This is a genomic window from Parvibaculum sp. (assembly GCF_030651915.1).
Lineage (GTDB): Bacteria > Pseudomonadota > Alphaproteobacteria > Parvibaculales > Parvibaculaceae > Parvibaculum.
Window position 1 is genome coordinate 747,083 of sequence record NZ_JAUSBV010000005.1, and the last position, 17,379, is coordinate 764,461.

The following is a 17,379-nucleotide window of genomic DNA, read 5'->3' on the forward strand; positions in this document are numbered from 1 at the left end:
TCTCCCTATTCGGCGGCGGCGCGGACCGGCGCCCGCTGATGGCCGCGCACCAGTTTGCCCGGCAGCGCGCCTGTCGGCCGGCCGTCGCGATAGATCACCGCACCGCTGACGATGGTGGCGACGTAGCCCTCGGCTTCCTGCATCAACCGCCGCGCGCCGGCTGGCAGGTCGTAGACCATGCCCGGCGGCTTCAGGCGCAGGCGCTCGAAGTCGATCACGTTGACATCGGCCTTCATGCCCGGCGCGATCAACCCGCGATCGAGCAGGCCGATCGCCTCCGCCGTGTCGCGGGTCTGGCTCTTGACGACGAAAGGCAGATCCAGCCTTTCGCCGCGTGTGCGGTCGCGGCACCAATGGGTCAGCATGTAGGTCGGCACGCTGACATCGCAGATGACGCCGACATGTGCACCGCCATCCGACAGGCCGAACAATGTGTTCGGGTTTCTCAGCATGGTCAGCGCGTTGTCGAGATTGAAATCGTAATAGTTGTGGAGCGGGAAGAAGAGGAAGTTGCGGCCCTCGTTCGCGGTCAGCATGTCGTAGACGATTTCGTCAGGATTCCTGCCCTCGCGCTTTGCCCGCGCGCCGATGCTGTCCTCGGGCGCCGGCTCATAGTTCGGCGGATCGCCGAGCTCGAACATCTTGTGATAGGCGCCCGCGAGCGAATTGAGAAACGGATGACCGGGCTCAAGCTGTTCCGACAGCAACTTCGCGCGGAACGCGGGTTCGCGCATCAGCGCCACGCGCTCTGCGAGCGGTTTGTCGGCAATGGCGCGATAGCTCGGGCGTGTGAGAAAGGGATGCACCGAACCCTGAAGTCCGAGCATCAGGCCGACCGGCCGGCCCTGTACCTGCGCCTTGATCGGCAGGCCGCGGCCGGCGGCGCTGTCGAGACGGGTCAGCAGGTCGCGCCACTGGTCGGGGACCACGTCGGCCTGCACCAGCGAGAAGCTCAAGGGGCGGCCCGAGACCTCGACCAGCTTTTCGACCAGCGAGAATTCGTGATCGATGTCGCGGAAGTCGGAGACCCATTGCAGTACGCCGGCGCCCGCTTCCTTCAAGCCTTCGGCAATCGCGATCATTTCAGCATCGGCGGCGCCGATGGTCGGCGTCAGGTCGCCGTCGCTGGTGCGATGCGCCACCGTGCGCGAGGTCGAAAAGCCGATGGCGCCGGCCTTGATTGCATCGCGGACGATTTCACGCATCTCGGCGATCTCGGCATCGGTCGCCGCTTCGCGCTTCGCGCCGCGCTCGCCCATCACATAAACGCGCACCGCGCCATGCGGCACCTGCATGACGAGATCGATGTCGTGCGGCAGTGTTTCGACAGCGTCCATATAGTCGGCGAAGCTCTCCCACTTCCAGGACAGGCCTTCATGCAGCGCCGCCCCGGGAATGTCCTCGACGCCTTCCATCAGACGGATCAGACGATCGTGATCGGTCTTCTTCACCGGCGCGAAGCCGACGCCGCAATTGCCCATGACGACCGTCGTCGCGCCGTGGATCGAGGAGGGCGTCATGCGGCTGTCCCAGGTCACCTGGCCGTCGTAATGGGTGTGGATGTCGACCCAGCCCGGCGTGACCAGCAGGCCTTTCGCGTCGATCTCCTCGCGGCCGGATGCGGCGACCTTGCCGATCTCGACGATGACGCCCTTGTCGATCGCCACATCGGCTTCATAAGCCGCGCCGCCCGAACCGTCGACGATCGTGCCGCCGCGGATGACGAGATCCAGCTGTGCCATTCGTTTCCTCCCGATGTTCTGCATTTTCTGGTTGCAGGCATCCTAGCGCCGATAGCGGGCTTGCCAAACGGAAAGGTATTTTGCCACAGAATGCCGGGCGTTCCGCGCCTGTCGGGTCGCCCGGCGCGCGGTGCAGCACCTTGCCAAGGGTGCTGCGCTGCGCCAGTCTGTGCGCCCCTTCCGGACTGTCGCGGAGATTGGAATCGAAGGGCTGGGAAATCGAAGGGCTGGGGAATCGAGGGGCTGGATCGACGGATGACCGACACGACAACCGACACGAAGGATCTCTATCTCCTCATCCATCTGCCCAAATGCGCGGGCACAACCGCCGAGACCTATGTCCGGTCGACGTTTCCGGATGCTTTCGCATGGCCACTGCGGCGGCGCGCGCCGGGGCGTTATTTCAACCGACCCTATTACCGGATGACCGAAAACCCGGCACTCCAGACACAGCCGGCGGTGTTCGTGATCGGTCACTTTTTCGGGGAATCGATCGCAGCGAAATTTCCCGGGCGCCAGATCAAGCGCTCGGTGCTGCTGCGCGACCCGGTCGGATTTCTGCTGTCCTTCTACAATTTCCGGGTGCAGCGCTACATGGAGAAGGGCATGAAGTCCTTCCCGTTCGAGATGTGGTACAATTCCCAGGCATCCAATCCGATGAGCGACTTTCTGCTCAATCGCTATCTCGAACTGCCGTTCAGCCGTCTGCGCCTGATGCCGCCCGACGAACGGCTCGACATTCTCACCGAAACACTGCGCTCCTTCTGGCATGTCTCGTCCTACCGGGAATGCGGCAGCCTGATCGCCAAGATCGCGGCGGAGCGCAACGCGCCGGCCGACTTCGAGATTGCGAATGTGACGCGCACCCAGACGCTTGCCTTCGACGATCTCGCGCCGTCCATGCGCGAACGGATCGTCGCCGACAACCGGGTCGATGCGGCGCTGTTCGAGCGCTTCTGCGATGGCAACACGCAGCCGGTTTCGCTGCCCGACGACCGTCTGGCGAGTTTGCGCCGCGAAGTGCAGCGGCCGATCTATACGCTGCGCTACAGGGTCGCCCGGAGCTACGGCGTCTGAACCTCAGTCGGCCGAACGGTTGATCGCCGCTTCCTGCGCCAGCCGCAGATTGCGCCGCTCGATCAGCCCGCGCAGCCGCGCCTGTCGCGCCGCCGTCAGCGGATAGGTCCAGGTCAGCCAGAGCGCGGCGAGGAAGAAGATCGACGGGATCACCGCATAGCTGAAGGTCAGCCACCAGAATTCGTCGGGACCGTTGACGCCGGCCGCCCCTGTCGGGTTGAAGCCGAAAAAGGCCACGACGTTGAGCGAGATGCCGGTGCCGAAGGCGGTGGCGAGCTTGGTCGTCATGCCCGAGATGGCGAAGAAGGTGCCGGCGCGCTTGCCCTTGGAGCGCGCGGTGTCGACATCGACGACGTCGGCCAGCATGGCCAGCGGCAGAAACTGCAGGCCGCCGAAGCAAAGCCCCTTGGCAACGAACATGACCGTGAAAATCTGAGTCTGGCCAGGCTCAAGGAAGAAGGCGATGGTCGAGAGTGCGGCTGCCGCCGTCATGCAGACGGCGAAGGCCTTGTGCTTGCCCATCTGGCGGCCGAGCCAGAGCCAGCCCGGAATGGCCAGCAACCCGGCGCCGAAATAATAGAGATAGAGCATGCCGACGCCGGTGACGCCGATATAGTCGCGCATGAAGAAGAGCGAGAGCGCGTTGCGGAAGGCCTCGCCGCCGGTGACGATCAGCACGATCGCAAGCACGCGCACCATCGGCCCGTTGCGGCCGACATGGCGCAGGCCTTCAATCAGCGGCACCCGGCGCGCGACCTTCACATGCTCGGGCTCGGCGACGCGCCAGCAGACCAGCAGCACCAGCAGCGGCATCAGCAGGATGATCGCCCAGCCCATCGCCTCCAGCACCGGCTTGGGTCGTGCCGGCCCGTCGATGAAGAGCGGCAGCAGCGCCGGAATCAGCGCCGCCAGCATCAGCCCCACCAGCACATAGAATTCGCGCGAGGCGGTGATGCGGGAGCGCTCGTGATAGTCGGGCGACATTTCGGCGCCCCAAGCGAAATAGGGGATGTAGACCAGCGTCGAGCCGATGAACATGACGGCGAGCCAGGCCAGCAGATAGACGCTGCCGACGGACGAAAAGCCGAAAAGATACGGCATGAAGAGGAAGAGCACGCCGACCACCAGGATCGGCAGGCCGAGCAGCATGAAGGGTTTGCGGCGGCCGATGCGCGTATGGGTGTGGTCGGAGAGATAGCCGATCATCGGATCGGTGACGACATCGGTGAGGCGCGCCAGCATGATCATGGTGCCGACGGCCGCCAGCGAGACGCCGAGCTCGCCGGCATAGAAGGGCGGCAGCCAGACCGCCACCGGATAGCCGAACATCGCGATCGGCAGGCCGATCGAACCGTGAATATAGATCGAGGATCGCGATAGCGGCGCGGTCATGGTCTGATTTTCCCCCTGAGCGGCTTTCCCGTTTCGCGGAGAGGCCGCCCGTCGTTGTTCTTGTTCCGATGGCCCGCGAGTATAGAGACGGCGACCGCACGCCCAAGCGAAATCGGCCGCACATCAAGGTCTAAAAACGGAAGGTGAGTTTGCCGATCTCGTCGCGTTCTTCCGCCGTCATTTCCCATGTCCCGGCCTTGACGTTCTGCTCGACCTGTTCGGGCTTCGTCGCACCGGCGATCACGCTTGCCACATGATCCTGCGAGGCGAGCCAGCCGATGGCCGCGTCGAGCATCGTCTTGCCCTTCGCTTCGGCAAACGCCGTCACCTTGTCCACAAGGTCGAAATTGGCATCTGTCAGCAGGTTCTTGCCCATGGCGGCGGCGACCGTCAGCCGGCCATCCTCCGGGCCGTTGCCGCCGCGCCGGTATTTGCCGGTCAGCATGCCGCTCGCCAGCGGGAAATAGGGAAGGATGCTTGCGCCATACTTGTTTGCCGCCGGCACCAGTTCGAATTCGATCTTTCGGTCGAGCAGGTTGTAATGGTTCTGCGCGCTGACAAAGGGCGCAAGGCCGTGTTCCCGCGCGATGTAATGCGCCTCGACCAGCTGCCAGCCGGCGAAGTTCGAGCAGCCGACATAACGCACCTTGCCCGAACGGACGAGATCGTCGAGCGCCGAAATCGTTTCCTCGATCGGCGTTGCGGGGTCGGGGAAATGCATCTGGTAGAGGTCGATATAATCCGTGTTCAGACGTTTGAGGCTCGCCTCGACCGCCTGCATGATGTAGCGCCGCGAGCCGCCCTTCATGTATTCGCCGTCCTCCATCGCGAGGCCGAACTTGGTCGCCAGCACAATCTCCTTGCGCCGTCCGCCCAGCGCATGGCCGAGCATTCGCTCCGAACCGCCTTTGTTTCCATAAATATCGGCCGTATCGAACAGCGTGATGCCGAGGTCGAGCGCCTTGTGTACGACGGCATCGGCGGCGGCCTGATCGATCTTCATGCCGAAATTGTTGCAGCCGAGACCGACAACCGAAACCTTCAGGCCGGAATTTCCGAGTGTCTTGAAGCGCATGACGTCCTCCTGCCGGGTTCTGCTTTGAGCGTCACGATAAGTCGTTGCCGCGCCGCACGACAGCCCGGGCCTTTTACGCGACGTAACGTTTGCGTGAGACCGGCGAAATGGCTAGACTCCCTGCCTAGGGTGAACACCCTAAACAACGATGAGGGCCGGGCCGCCATGCAAGGGCGCGCCGAAAAGAGCCCCTTCCGGGAGGACCAAAATGAAATTCACCTGGTTCAATCTGATGCCGTGGCCCTATCTGCCGGACGATTTCCGGGAGAAGCATCGTTCGGTCTGGGTCGATATCGACTCGCGCCTGTTCGATCCGGCGAAAAGCCACGAAGTCTACAATTCCTACATGGACATGCTCGAATATGCGGGCACGCTGGGCTTCGACGGCATCGGCGTCAACGAGCATCACCAGAACGGCTACGGCATCATGCCGTCGCCCAACATCATCGCAGCGGGACTGGCGCGGCGCACGACCGATGTCGGGCTTGTCGTGCTCGGCAATTCGATCGCGCTCTACAACCCGCCGGTGCGCGTCGCCGAAGAATTTGCGATGCTCGACTGCATTTCGGGCGGGCGCCTGGTCGCCGGTTTCCCGGTCGGCACCTCGATGGACACCAATTACTGCTACGGGCAGATTCCGGCGCTGACGCGCGAGAAATACCAGGAGGCGCATGATTTGATCCGCCGCGCCTGGTCCGATCCCGATCCCTTCGCCTTCAACGGCCGCTACAACAAGCTGCGCCACGTCAATATCTGGCCGCGGCCGATCCAGGATCCGCCGCCGATCCATATTCCGGGCGGCGGCTCGGTCGAGACCTATGATTTCTGCATCGACAACACCTATTCCTATTCCTACCTCTCCTTCTCCGGTTACATCCGCGCCAAGGCGCTGTTGCAGGGCTATTGGGACCGCGTCGCCGAGCGCAATGCGCCCGACGAAAGCCCCTATCGTGCCGGCTTCGCGCAGACGATCTGCGTCGCCGACACCGACGAAGAGGCCGAACGTCTCTACTCGGAGCATGTCAGCTATTTCTACAATCGCTGCCTGCATGTCTATGGCGGCTTCGCCGACGCGCCCGGCTACCGCACCATCAAGACGATCCAGACCGGGGCGCTGTCGCAATATGCGCCGCCGATCGACGGCTACGGGCATCTGACCTGGAAGGACCTGACCGAACAGGGCCATGTGATCGCCGGCAGCCCGGAGACCGTGCGCCAGCGCATGGAAGAGCTGATCAAGGGGCTCAATGTCGGCAACATCTTCTGCCTGCTGCATGTCGGCAACATGCCGATGGACAAGTGCATGCACTCGACGAAGCTCTTCGCCGAAAAGGTGATGCCGCATCTGCGCGACATCTTCCCCGACTACAAGGACGACAACCGCTTCTGGTGCAAGCCGCTGGCCAAGCGCGTGACGCCGGGCAGCCTGCCGGCCGAGAAGGAAGTGGCAGCGATGGTCGGAGGCAAGGACTGATGGAAACGAAAACGATCAAGACCCACCACGTTCCGGTTCGCTATTTTGAAGGCGGAAAGGGAGAACCTCTCGTCTTCCTGCATGGCGCCGGCGGCGTCACGGCGGAAGACCCGCTGCTGACAAAGCTCGCCGAGACGCACCACGTCTATGCGCCGCTGCTGCCGGGCTATGGCGACTCGGAAGAATGCGGCGAACTTCGCGAGATGCTCGACATCACGCTCCACACCTGGGACGTGGTGGCGGCGCTCGGATTGAAAGACCCGATCCTCGCCGGTCATTCGATGGGCGGCATGATCGCCGCCGAGATGGCTGCCATCGCGCCCAACGACGTCAGCCGCCTCGGCCTGATCTGTCCGGCCGGCCTCTGGCTCGACGATCATCCGATCCCCGACATTTTCGCAATGCTGCCTTACGAGCTGCCGGCGGTTCTGTTCCACGATGTCGAAGCCGGCACCGCCTTGATGACGGCCGGCGTCGCGCTCAACGATCCGGAATGGCTGAAGGGCTTCCTCGTGCAGAATGCGCGGCAGATGGGGATGGCGGGCAAGATCCTGTTCCCCATCCCGGATCGCGGCCTCTCGCAACGGCTCTACCGCGTCAGGGCGAAGACGCTGCTGATCTGGGGCGACGGCGACAAGTTGATCGCGCCGGTCTATGCGCATGCATGGAAGAAGGCGATCACGGGCGCCGAACTCGTTTCGATCCCCGAGGCTGGCCATCTCGTAACAATGGAAAAACCCGGCCATGTGGCTGCCGCACTCGCGAAGCTCGGCTGACAACATTCAGGCATCGGCGTCCAACAACAAGAAACAGACGCGGATAGGAGCGAAGGGCCATTCCCGAAAGGGCGTGGCCCTTCTGCTTTTCGGGGACGACTGGCGCAACGGCGGGACTTCGCTCTATCCTGTGGCGAAAACCGGGAGGATGCGATGGAACTGGCGATCAACAAGGCCGACGAGACTTTCCGCGACGCGGTGCGGCAATTCCTGAAGGACAAGCTGCCGCGCGAGATCGCCGAGGCGAAATCGGTCGGCGTCTCGGTCGAGAAGCCCTTGCTGAAGAAATGGCATCGCGCGCTTTATGAACAGGGCTGGGTCGCACCGGCCTGGCCAAAGGAACATGGCGGCACCGGCTGGACCGCCACGCAGCGCCACATCTTCAACGAGGAAACGGCGCGCGCCGAAGCGCCGCGGCTGATGCCATTCGGCCTCGGCATGGTGGGGCCCGTCATCTACACATTCGGCAACGAGGCGCAGAAGGCCCAGCACCTGCCCGGCATCCTGACCGGCGACATCTGGTGGTGCCAGGGCTATTCGGAACCCGGCGCCGGCTCCGATCTCGCCGCGCTGAAGACGCGCGCGGTGCGCGACGGCGATCATTACGTCGTCAACGGCCAGAAGATCTGGACCTCCTATGCGCATGAGGCCGACTGGATCTTCTGCCTGGTGCGCACCGATGACACCTCGAAGCCGCAGGAAGGCATCTCCTTCCTGCTGATCGACATGAAGACGCCGGGCATCACGGTGCGGCCGCTGGTCTCGATCGATGAGCTGCATCACCTCAACGAAGTCTTTTTCGAGGATGTGCGCGTGCCGGTCGATAACCGCATCGGCGAAGAGAACAAGGGCTGGACCTATGCCAAGTTCCTGCTGACGCATGAGCGCACCGGCATTGCCGGCGTGCCGGAATCGAAAAAGGCGGTCGAGCGGCTGCACCGGATTTCGGAAGCGACGCAAGGAAGCGACGGCCGGCGTCTCGCCGACGACCCGGCGTTCCGCCGCAAGCTTGCCGAAATCGAGATCGATCTGGCCGGGCTCGAAATTACCAATGCGCGGATTCTGGCCGATGCGGCGGCGGGGCGGCAGGTCGGCGAGCGCTCCTCGATCCTGAAGATCGCCGGCACCGACATCCAGCAGGCCTTGCAGACGCTGGCGGTGGAAGCGATCGGCTATTACACGCTGCCTTCGCAGCGCGAGCGCCTCGAGGGCCTTCCCAATGCGCCGCGGGTCGGGCCCGATCATGCCGAAACGGTCTTCGCCAATTACGGTTTCGGCCGCGCCGCCACCATCTATGGCGGCTCGAACGAAATCCAGCGCAACGTGCTGGCGAAGGCGGTGCTGGGGCTTTAGCCCTCGCCCATCTTCTGGTCCGGGCGGCGATCGGCCAGCATCTTTTTCACAATCGGGCCGAGTTTCGCCGGATCGAAACGGGCCTCCTGTTCGACGGTCGGGCCGCGGTGCCAGCCTTCATAGACGCAGAGCCGGCCGCGCATCGATTCAAACACCTGGCCTGTCACCTCGCGCGCTTCGGCAGAGCCCAGCCAGACGACGATCGGCGCGACGTTCGAGGGATCGCGCGGGTTCCATTCGCCGGGCTTTAGCTCCTCCTGCGGCCCGAGATCTTCGGTCAGCCGCGTCAGCGCGCCGGGCGAGATCGCGTTCACCGTCACGCCGTAGCGGATCAGTTCCTTGGCCGCGATCAGCGACAGCGAGGCGATGCCGGCTTTCGCCGCGCCGTAATTGGTCTGCCCCGGATTGCAGAAAAGACCCGACACCGAAGTCGTGTTGATGATGCGCGCATCGTTCTGCTCGCCGGCCTTGGCGCGCTCGCGCCAATAGCCGACGGCATGGCGCATCGGGCAGAAGGTGCCGCGCAGATGCACCTTGATCACCGCGTCCCATTCGTCGATCGTCATGTTGAAAATCATGCGGTCGCGCAGGATGCCGGCATTGTTGACCAGCACGTCGAGCGTGCCGTAAGTCGAGATCGCCTGATCGATCATGCGCTTGGCGCCCTCCCAGTCGGAGACGTCGTCGCCGTTGGCCACCGCCTCGCCGCCCATCGCCTTGATCTCGTCGGCGACATCCTGCGCCGGCCCCGCCGAGCGGCCCTCGCCGTCGCGCGCGCCACCGAGATCGTTGACCACGACTTTCGCGCCCTGGCGCGCATATTCGAGGCAATATTCGCGGCCCAGCCCGCGCGCGCCGCCGGTGACGATCACCACGCGGCCTTCGCAAATGCCCGCCATTGTCTTCTCCCCTGTTCGTTTTCAGATTTTCTTGTCGCCCTGCCAATAGGCATCGCGGATCGTGCGCCTGAGCACCTTGCCGGACGGCATGCGCGGCAGCTCCTGCATGAAGTCCACCGAGCGCGGGCGCTGATAGCCCGGCAAATTGTCGGCGGCGAAGGCCAGCAGTTCCTTCGCCATCGCCGCGTCGGGCTTGTAGCCTTCGTTCAACTCGACGACGAGCTTCACTTCCTCGCCCCATTCCTCGTTGGGCACGCCGACGGCCGCCGCATCGGCCACCGCCGGATGTTTCAATATCTCCTGGTCGATTTCGGCCGGGTAGATGTTGACGCCGCCCGAGATGATCACCTCGGCGCTGCGGCCGGTTAGGAAGAGGAAGCCGTCCTCATCGATGAAGCCCATGTCGCCCATGGTGTAGAAGTCGCCGCGATAGGCGCCTTCGGTCTTTTCGGGCGCCTTGAAATATTCGAAGCGACCGCTGTCGGGCGCCTTGAAATAGATGGTGCCGACCTCGTTCGGCTTCACCGGCTTGCCGTCCTCGTCATGCACTTCGACGACGACGCCGGGCAGCGGCTTGCCGACCGTACCTTTCTTCTGCGGCCATTCATGGCTGTCGACGAAAATGCCGCCGCCTTCGGTCGCCGCGTAATATTCGAACACCACCGGTCCGAACCAGGCGATCGACCCTTCCTTCACATGCGCCGGGCAGGGCGCCGCGCCGTGCAATATCCAGCGCAGGGACGAGGTGTCGTATTTCGCCTTGGTCGTTTCCGGCAGTTGCAGCATCCGGTGCAGCATGGTCGGCACGACATGCGTATGCGTGATCTTGTATTCGGCGACAAGACGCAGCGTTTCTTCCGCGTCCCATTTGTCCATCAGCACGCAGCCGACGCCGGCATTGAGCGGGAAGCTCATGTTCAGCGCCAGGGGTGCGGCGTGATAGAGCGGGCCGGTGACCAGCGCCAGATCGCCGTCGCGGAAGGCGGCCGTCTCGGTCAGCTTCACGAGCAGCGGCGAGAGCGGTGCCGCCTGGCGGCGATAGACGCCTTTGGGATGGCCGGTCGTGCCCGAAGTGTACATCATCTGTGTACCGAGCACCGGGTCGGCGAGGTCGGCGCCGTCTTCCGCCGCAAGAGCGGTGTCATAGGAGGTGAAGCCCGGCAGCGCGCCGCCGACGGCGAGCTTTGCGACGAGGCCCGTCGCCTTGCCCGCCGCTTCGGCGGCCGAGGCCGGAAAGCGCGCATCGGCGACAAAGGCCTTCGCCTCGCAATTGTCGACGATATAGGCGACTTCCGAACCCTTCAGATGCCAGTTGACCGGCGTCAGGCGAAAGCCGCCGCGGGCGCAGGCCGCCACCGTCTCGACGAATTCCGGCCGGTTGGAACAGAGCAGCGCCACGGCGTCGCCCGCCTTCAGGCCTGCCCGCCGCAGCGCCCGCACCAGCCGGTTGGCCTGCGCGTTCAATTCGCCATAGGTCCGGTTGCCGGCCTCCGACACAATCGCCGGACGGTCCGGCGCCTGGCCTGCATGCCACGCCACCACCATGCCCGCTGCCGCCGCGTCCTCGCGGCTCCATGCGGACGCCGCTTGCGCCACCGCCATGATGTCTCCTCCCCGCCGGCGTCATTGCGCCATGTTTCTCTGTTCAGTCTTTGATAGTATTGGACAGGGGCAGGCTCCCCGGCGTCAAGCAGCTTCGCGGAGTTCATATCCGCATTTTAATGAAAGTCCGCCCGATGAAACTGCTCCCTGCCGTCCGACGCCTGCTGGCCGCGACGGCAATCGGCCTCTTCGCCCTCCCCGCCCATGCCGCGGACGAGGCCGTCGACAAGGCCTTCATCACTTTCCAGCTCGAGAACGACATGTTCGCCGGCTTCTCGAACACCGACCGCCACTACACCAACGGCCTGCAGGCGGCCTGGCTGTCGCGGCCGCGCAACGATCTGCCGAAATGGCTGGACGATTTTTCTTCGCCGCCCTTCTATTCGCTGTTCTTCCCGACCGGCAATTTCGACCAGAAGAACCACCGCGTCGGCATCGCGCTCGGTCACGCCATCTTCACGCCGGACAACACGGCCGCCGCCGCCTACCTGCCCAACGAGCGTCCTTACGCGGCCTGGCTGCATATGACCTTCGCGCTGCAGAGCGTGCGCTCGAGCACGATCACGGGCGAGGCGTGGCAGGACAACTGGAAGCTCGATCTGGGCGTCGTCGGCCCTGCGGCGCAGGGCGAATGGGTGCAGAACGAATGGCACGGCGTCATCGGCGCCGACAAGGCCAATGGCTGGCACAACCAAATTCGCGACGAGATCGGCGTCAATCTCAGCTTCGAGCGCGCCTGGCGCAGCCCGACCTTCGCGACCGAGCGGCTGTTCAGCATGGAAACCGATTTCATTCCCTACACGATCGTCTCGCTCGGCACCGTGCAGACCTATGCCGGCCTCGGCGGCACCTTCCGCATCGGCCCGGCGCTCCCCGACGATTTCGGCCCGACCCGCATCTATCCGGGCGTCGGCGGTTCGGAATGGTTCCGCCCGGCCGGTCCGGGCTGCAACTGCTATCTCTTTGCCGGGCTCGAAGGCCGCGGCATCGCGCGCGACATCTTTCTCGACGGCAACACGTTTCGCAGCAGCGTCAGCATCGACAAGGAATATTTCGTCTATGACGCCAAGCTCGGCGCCGTCGCCATCATCGGCCCGGCGCGGGTCAGCATCACCCATGTCTTCCGCAGCAAGGAATACAAGGGCCAGCCCAAGCCCGACCAGTTCGGCGCGCTGACGGTGACATTTGCTTACTGAGGCGCCTGTTGAGAGCGGCTTGCCTTCCGCCGCCCGCGCCGCATGATGGGCGCATTCGAATCGCGTGCTTCGGGGGAGCGCCATGGACCTGCCGCTGATTGCCGCCGACAACATGTTCGGCCTGATCTTCGCCTTTCTCGGCCTTGCCGCTTTCGGCTTCTGGTCGGAGCGCACGAAGCTCGGGCAATGGATATCCGGCGTCATCCTGACGATCTTCGCCGGCATGTTGCTGGCCAATCTGCGCATCGTGCCGTTCGCCTCGCCGTTTCACGACATGGTCTGGTCCTATGTCGTGCCGCTGGCGATCCCGCTGCTGCTCTTCAAGGCCGACCTCAAAAAGATCCTGCCCGAAAGCGGCAAGATGCTCGCGGCCTTCGTCATCGCCGTCATCGGCACGGTGGCGGGCGTCCTTGCGGGCTTCGCGCTGGTCGATATGGGCCCCTCGGGACATCTCGTCGCCGGCGCGCTCGGCGCCAGCTGGATCGGCGGCTCGATGAATTTCGCCGCCGTCTCGACCGCCAATGGCCTTGTTGCCGATGGCGCGCTGACGGCGGCCACCGCCGCGGCCGACAATGTGATGGCCGCCTTTTTCATCGCCTTCCTGCTGATGCTGCCGGGCCTTGCCTGGCTTGCGCGGCTGATCCCCTCGAAGATCATCGAGGCGGAGGTTCACGCCCATGAACATCCGGAAGAAGAAAAGAAGCCCGTGCTCGACATGGGGGCGCTGGCGCTGCAACTTTTCCTCGCCGCCGCCTGCTGCTTTGTCGGCTTCGAGATCGCCGCGCTTCTCGGCATCCCGAAATACGGCGTCCTCTTCGTCACCGTCAATGCGCTGCTGATCGCCAATCTCTTTCCGAAGCAGATGCACAGGCTCGAAGGCGGCTTCACGCTCGGCATGTTCTTCATGTATCTCTTCTTCGGCGTCATCGGGGCTGCCGCCGATATCGTGCTGATGGTCGAGACGGCGATGCCGATCTTCCTTTTCGTCTTCATCATGGCCGCCGTTCACATCGCCGTGGTGCTGGCGGGCGCCGCTCTTCCGCATCGACCTTGCCGAGGCGCTGGTCATCTCCAACACCGTCGCCGTCGGCCCGGCCACCGCCGCCGCCATGGCCGCCGGCAAGCGCTGGCACGGGCTTGTCACCCCCGGCGTCATGTTCGGCGTGCTCGGCTATGCGGTGGCGAATTTCATCGGCGTCGCGCTGACGCAATGGCTGGGGTGACGGGGCGGCGCCCATTTGCCCGCGCTTCCCGATCCCGATAGAACAGCGGCAACGCCATTCCATCGAGGAGAAACCCCATGTCCGAACCCGTCATTCTGGTCGAGAAAGCCGGCAGCATCGCCACCGTCACGCTGAACCGCCCCACCGCCATGAACGCGCTGTCGCGCGATCTGCGCCGCGCCATCGCCGAGACCTTCGAGGACCTCGAGGCGGACGAAAACATCCGCGTCGCGATCCTGACCGGCGCCGGCAAGGCTTTCTGCGCCGGGCTCGACCTCAAGGAACTGGGCGGCGATGCCAGCGCCGTCGGCGGCAGTGCGGGCGGCGTCAATTCGACCATCGGCGACAAGGACCCGGTCACCTCGATCGGCCGCTTCTCGGGCCCCGTCATCGGCGCGATCAACGGCGTCGCCATCACCGGCGGCTTCGAGCTCGCCATTGCCTGCGACGTGCTGATCTGTTCGGAAAATGCGCGCTTCGCCGATACCCATGCCCGCGTCGGCATCCTCCCCGGTTGGGGCCTCAGCCAGAAGCTCAGCCGCGCCATCGGCATCTACCGCGCCAAGGAACTCTCGCTGACCGGCAATTTCCTCTCGGCGCAACAGGCCTGCGACTGGGGCCTCGTCAACCGCGTGGTGCCGGCCGAGGAATTGCTGCCGACCGCGCGCAAGCTCGCAGACGACATGCTGTCGGTCGTGCCGCAATGCCTGCCGGCCTACAAGAAACTGATCGATGACGGCTTTGCGCAGGATTTCGGCAGCGCGCTGAAGACCGAGCGGCAGTTTTCCAACGCCGCCAACAAATCGGTCGCGCCGGAAGAAATCGCCGCGCGGCGCGAGGGGATACAGAACCGCGGCAAGCAGCAGACGGGGGGATGAATTTTTCAGCTGCAGTTTGGTAGCTCAAATCTCGTAACTTTAAGCGCGCGACTCTTCCGACCGATCGCCTCGAATGATCTCGATCAATCTTCTAAAGTTTTCATCTTCATCGTCGCACTTCCATCTATTGATAAAACGGCACACTATCTGAAGATTTCCCTCTTCGTAATGACGATCGCTATCGATGCGATCCAACGAAGGCAAGAATTCAACGTCATCATTCCTGCCGTCGAGTTGCAGAGGCAGGTCAGTCACGGCGCATAAATATTCCTGAGCTTTCAATAAATCTAAAAGATACTTCTCTAAAGCTTCTTTGGTGAAATGAACTTCCTTATTTTTTACCTTTCGACTGATGGCTTGGCCATTCGATTGGGACGCCGTCGCAAATGCCGCCATGGCCATTCTTACCGCTGCGCGTTGGGCAGCGTTGAAACTTGTGACTGGATGCCTCTTGGTAGTTTCAAGTTTTGTGCGCCACTGCGACCTACGATGCCAGGGCGAAAGATCATCACCGGCAACCAAAGCCCTTGCATAGTCAGCATTGTCATCACTGAGCTTCTGAAGAGTTCCCTCGGTAAACAGAAACTCTTGGGCTTTGGGATGTAACCCGTGCCACTCTAGTCGTCGCCCTTTCTTGCTGTGGTTAGACCACGACATGCAGGGCTTGTGACATATATATACCTGTTGTTCTCCCTCAGCTGTCGGTTCAACATCCAACGTTATATCGTGAGGTATATTGGTAGATTGAGTCCACCAAAGTTGATCTTTTTCGCGATGAATCCATATGTCTCCCTCAGTTTGAGTGATCACGGTCATTAGATTGAACCACCGCGAAGCAACAGGCCGCGTTACTACTAAACCTGTCGTTTTCTTTGCGTGCTCAATCTGGAATCTGATGAACCCCTCTCGGTCGTTGTTCACCCAAAATAGATGACTCGCTTCTGTGTTCATGGTCGCAACTGTTCCCTTTGCCAGGCATTGCGGCCACGCGTAGTTCTTGCGACCAAAATTGGCGATATAGACACGTTCCAAGATTGCCCCCGATTTATTTATTATCCATCGCCTCAGAATTATTTTTGATCTTGCATTATTTTAATTGATGCCAGTCCCGTGATCGATGTCGCCCATCAACGCAATTCAATCACAAGCTTCAGGTCAAAGCCCGTCTAAGCGCAAATATCTTCTGAGCAAACGGGGCGAAGAGTTGCAGATATACGTAAACTTGCTCCCGAGTCGGGCGCCCGGCGGTAGGGTGACCGGCTTGATTGCGCGCTACCCTAATAACGCCTTGGATAGTGTCAAAGTGCGCAGCCAAATCTTCAGTGACATGACGTGGCAGTTGGCTTTCGATGGGCGATAGCGCATTTCTGAAGCTTCGAATGGCTTCTGAAATTACTTTCTGTTTTCTGGCTGCATTGAAACGATGACCATGCGAGGGATGCTGGGCCGCAACATCGACTAGACGCAAGAACTCGGCCTCAGCACCAACTCCCAGCATAACGCTCGCAGCAAGAAGGTTGCCCGCATAGAAGGAGCTGACGGACTCGGCGAGATATTCGACTGTGATGTCGGAGACATCCGGCATTGCCGTTCTCACCATTTCTAAGTAGGTGGTACTGTCATGAAACCGCCACGGTTGCCCCGTCTCGATGAGGCGGCGACCCGCGATGCTAACCTTGAAAAACGGCCAATCAGGATTGCTATCGTTGATTCCAGGAATGATATAGCCTTGGCGGAACATGTCCCAGAACGCCTCTCTTACGATCTCCACATCGGCCGCCGGCAAGCCCCGTGCAATGGGTTGTGGGTCTCTTCCCGCGCGCCGATCGAGAGTGGTTTGCACAGCACCAAGGAGCGATAGCCATTGCTGTGGAAAGGGATTCGCTGCTTCCCTGCCCGAGAATATGTCGAAAATGACGTCTCTGGCCTCTTCGTAAGTTAATGCCATTGAATGCTCCCATGTATAGTCGATGACAGTGCCGCGAGAAGAAGCCTTTAGCTTTGAAGATAGCGGCTTAACTTCTACGAAAACAAAGTCTGCACATTCGCCTGTTCCAGCTCGTTGAGTTCGTCGCGCGTCGTCACGTGGCGAAAGCGCAGGCCCTCGCGCTCGTCGGGATCGAGCGGCGTCGCGCCGTCGGGCGCGTCCGCGGCGCCGCTCATTTCTCCGACCAGAAGCCCGGCGGCGGGTCTTCCATCAGCGCGCGGGCAACCCGCTCCACCTCCGCCCGGTTCTTCTTCTCCGGCAGCGCCTGGCGTTCGAGCGCCATATGGGTGCTGGCGCGCGCCACCAGCGCCTCCGCCTTCTTGCGCGCCTGCGCGGCGACGACGCCTTCGATGCGGCCTTCCGCCGGCACGATCGCATAGACGAAGCGGCAGCCCATGGCTTCGGCCATCGCCTGCATCGTCTTCAGGCTGACGCCGCCCTCGCGCTCGGCCTGTTCGGCCTGCGAAACGCGCGCCCGCGTCACGCCGAGGCGGCGCGCCAGTTCGGCGCCCGACATGCCGAGCGCCTTGCGCACCGTCGCGATCCAGCCCTCGCTCGGCAGGTCGATCTGTCGTCCGGGCGGCGCGGCGCGGTCGGCCAGGGCGCGATATTGCTTTGCTACAAGGCTTTTCATGGCTCTGTCGTCAGGCTGCGTGGTGATCGCAAGGATTTGTGTCAACTTTTTCATATACATCTATCTCATGT

General features: G+C 62.7%; 16 protein-coding genes and 1 pseudogene. 8 read left to right on the forward strand and 9 right to left on the reverse strand.

Annotated elements, in window-relative coordinates; all coding sequences use genetic code 11:
• Positions 1-5 precede the first annotated feature (5 nt).
• On the reverse strand, positions 6-1,742 hold the full coding sequence (locus Q7V31_RS07950) for an amidohydrolase family protein (RefSeq protein ID WP_304733538.1): 1,737 nt from the start codon (positions 1,740-1,742) through the stop codon (positions 6-8).
• Positions 1,743-1,997: 255 nt separating this feature from the next.
• Here Q7V31_RS07950 and Q7V31_RS07955 point away from each other — a divergent pair, with 255 nt between their 5' ends.
• Entirely contained in the window at positions 1,998-2,819 is an 822-nt protein-coding gene (locus Q7V31_RS07955; RefSeq protein ID WP_304733539.1) for a hypothetical protein, read from the forward strand.
• A 3-nt stretch (positions 2,820-2,822) separates the two neighbouring features.
• Here the strand turns inward: Q7V31_RS07955 and Q7V31_RS07960 are convergent, their stop codons facing one another.
• Both Q7V31_RS07960 and Q7V31_RS07965 read right to left on the reverse strand, forming a co-directional pair.
• Entirely contained in the window at positions 2,823-4,211 is a 1,389-nt protein-coding gene (locus Q7V31_RS07960) for an MFS transporter (RefSeq protein ID WP_304733540.1), read from the reverse strand.
• A 130-nt stretch (positions 4,212-4,341) separates the two neighbouring features.
• Positions 4,342-5,286: an aldo/keto reductase gene (locus Q7V31_RS07965; protein ID WP_304733541.1), complete on the reverse strand. Its 945-nt coding sequence runs from the start codon at positions 5,284-5,286 to the stop codon at positions 4,342-4,344.
• Positions 5,287-5,494: 208 nt separating this feature from the next.
• Between Q7V31_RS07965 and Q7V31_RS07970 the strand changes: the two genes are divergently transcribed.
• The 3 genes from Q7V31_RS07970 (at position 5,495) to Q7V31_RS07980 (ending at position 8,889) form a co-directional block, all read left to right on the forward strand.
• A complete protein-coding gene (locus Q7V31_RS07970) occupies positions 5,495-6,760 on the forward strand; it encodes an LLM class flavin-dependent oxidoreductase (protein WP_304733542.1) in 1,266 nt (421 codons plus the stop codon).
• Positions 6,760-7,536 (forward strand): alpha/beta fold hydrolase, encoded by a 777-nt coding sequence (locus Q7V31_RS07975; RefSeq protein WP_304733543.1) that lies wholly within the window; start codon positions 6,760-6,762, stop codon positions 7,534-7,536. The genes Q7V31_RS07970 and Q7V31_RS07975 overlap by 1 nt, the downstream gene beginning before the upstream one ends.
• 153 nt (positions 7,537-7,689) lie before the next feature.
• The gene (locus Q7V31_RS07980) at positions 7,690-8,889 is read left to right on the forward strand and encodes an acyl-CoA dehydrogenase family protein (protein ID WP_304733544.1); all 1,200 of its coding nucleotides are present in this window, start codon (positions 7,690-7,692) and stop codon (positions 8,887-8,889) included.
• Here Q7V31_RS07980 and Q7V31_RS07985 read toward each other — a convergent pair.
• Together Q7V31_RS07985 and Q7V31_RS07990 are read right to left on the reverse strand one after the other, a co-directional pair.
• Positions 8,886-9,788 carry an SDR family oxidoreductase gene (locus tag Q7V31_RS07985; RefSeq protein WP_304733545.1) on the reverse strand — a complete coding sequence of 301 codons (903 nt, stop codon included), beginning with the start codon at positions 9,786-9,788 and terminating at the stop codon, positions 8,886-8,888. The two genes, Q7V31_RS07980 and Q7V31_RS07985, sit on opposite strands and share 4 nt — an antisense overlap.
• Before the next feature lie 21 nt (positions 9,789-9,809).
• Complete coding sequence (locus tag Q7V31_RS07990) at positions 9,810-11,390, reverse strand: AMP-binding protein (RefSeq protein ID WP_304733546.1); 1,581 nt, start codon at positions 11,388-11,390, stop codon at positions 9,810-9,812.
• Positions 11,391-11,524: 134 nt separating this feature from the next.
• Between Q7V31_RS07990 and Q7V31_RS07995 the strand changes: the two genes are divergently transcribed.
• From Q7V31_RS07995 to Q7V31_RS08005, 4 genes and pseudogenes are all read left to right on the forward strand, one after another.
• Positions 11,525-12,586, forward strand: coding sequence for a lipid A deacylase LpxR family protein (locus Q7V31_RS07995; protein WP_304733547.1), 1,062 nt, complete (start codon positions 11,525-11,527; stop codon positions 12,584-12,586).
• A 112-nt stretch (positions 12,587-12,698) separates the two neighbouring features.
• Positions 12,699-13,607 (forward strand): annotated as a pseudogene (locus Q7V31_RS08000) (DUF819 family protein); the annotation flags it as partial.
• Between the two features lie 46 nt (positions 13,608-13,653).
• The gene (locus Q7V31_RS17350) at positions 13,654-13,809 is read left to right on the forward strand and encodes a DUF819 family protein (protein ID WP_370690645.1); all 156 of its coding nucleotides are present in this window, start codon (positions 13,654-13,656) and stop codon (positions 13,807-13,809) included.
• Between the two features lie 77 nt (positions 13,810-13,886).
• Positions 13,887-14,687, forward strand: a complete 801-nt coding sequence (locus Q7V31_RS08005; protein ID WP_304733549.1) for an enoyl-CoA hydratase — start codon at positions 13,887-13,889, stop codon at positions 14,685-14,687.
• A gap of 39 nt (positions 14,688-14,726) precedes the next feature.
• On the opposite strand, the gene Q7V31_RS08010 is transcribed toward Q7V31_RS08005, so the two are convergent.
• The 4 genes from Q7V31_RS08010 to Q7V31_RS08025 all read right to left on the reverse strand — a co-directional run bounded on the left by Q7V31_RS08010 (position 14,727) and on the right by Q7V31_RS08025 (position 17,362).
• Positions 14,727-15,719 carry a hypothetical protein gene (locus tag Q7V31_RS08010; protein WP_304733550.1) on the reverse strand — a complete coding sequence of 331 codons (993 nt, stop codon included), beginning with the start codon at positions 15,717-15,719 and terminating at the stop codon, positions 14,727-14,729.
• Positions 15,720-15,837: 118 nt separating this feature from the next.
• Positions 15,838-16,635, reverse strand: coding sequence for a hypothetical protein (locus Q7V31_RS08015; protein ID WP_304733551.1), 798 nt, complete (start codon positions 16,633-16,635; stop codon positions 15,838-15,840).
• A 74-nt stretch (positions 16,636-16,709) separates the two neighbouring features.
• Positions 16,710-16,850 (reverse strand): hypothetical protein, encoded by a 141-nt coding sequence (locus Q7V31_RS08020; protein WP_304733552.1) that lies wholly within the window; start codon positions 16,848-16,850, stop codon positions 16,710-16,712.
• A complete protein-coding gene (locus Q7V31_RS08025; protein WP_304733553.1) occupies positions 16,847-17,362 on the reverse strand; it encodes a mobile mystery protein A in 516 nt (171 codons plus the stop codon). The genes Q7V31_RS08020 and Q7V31_RS08025 overlap by 4 nt, the downstream gene beginning before the upstream one ends.
• Positions 17,363-17,379 lie beyond the last annotated feature (17 nt).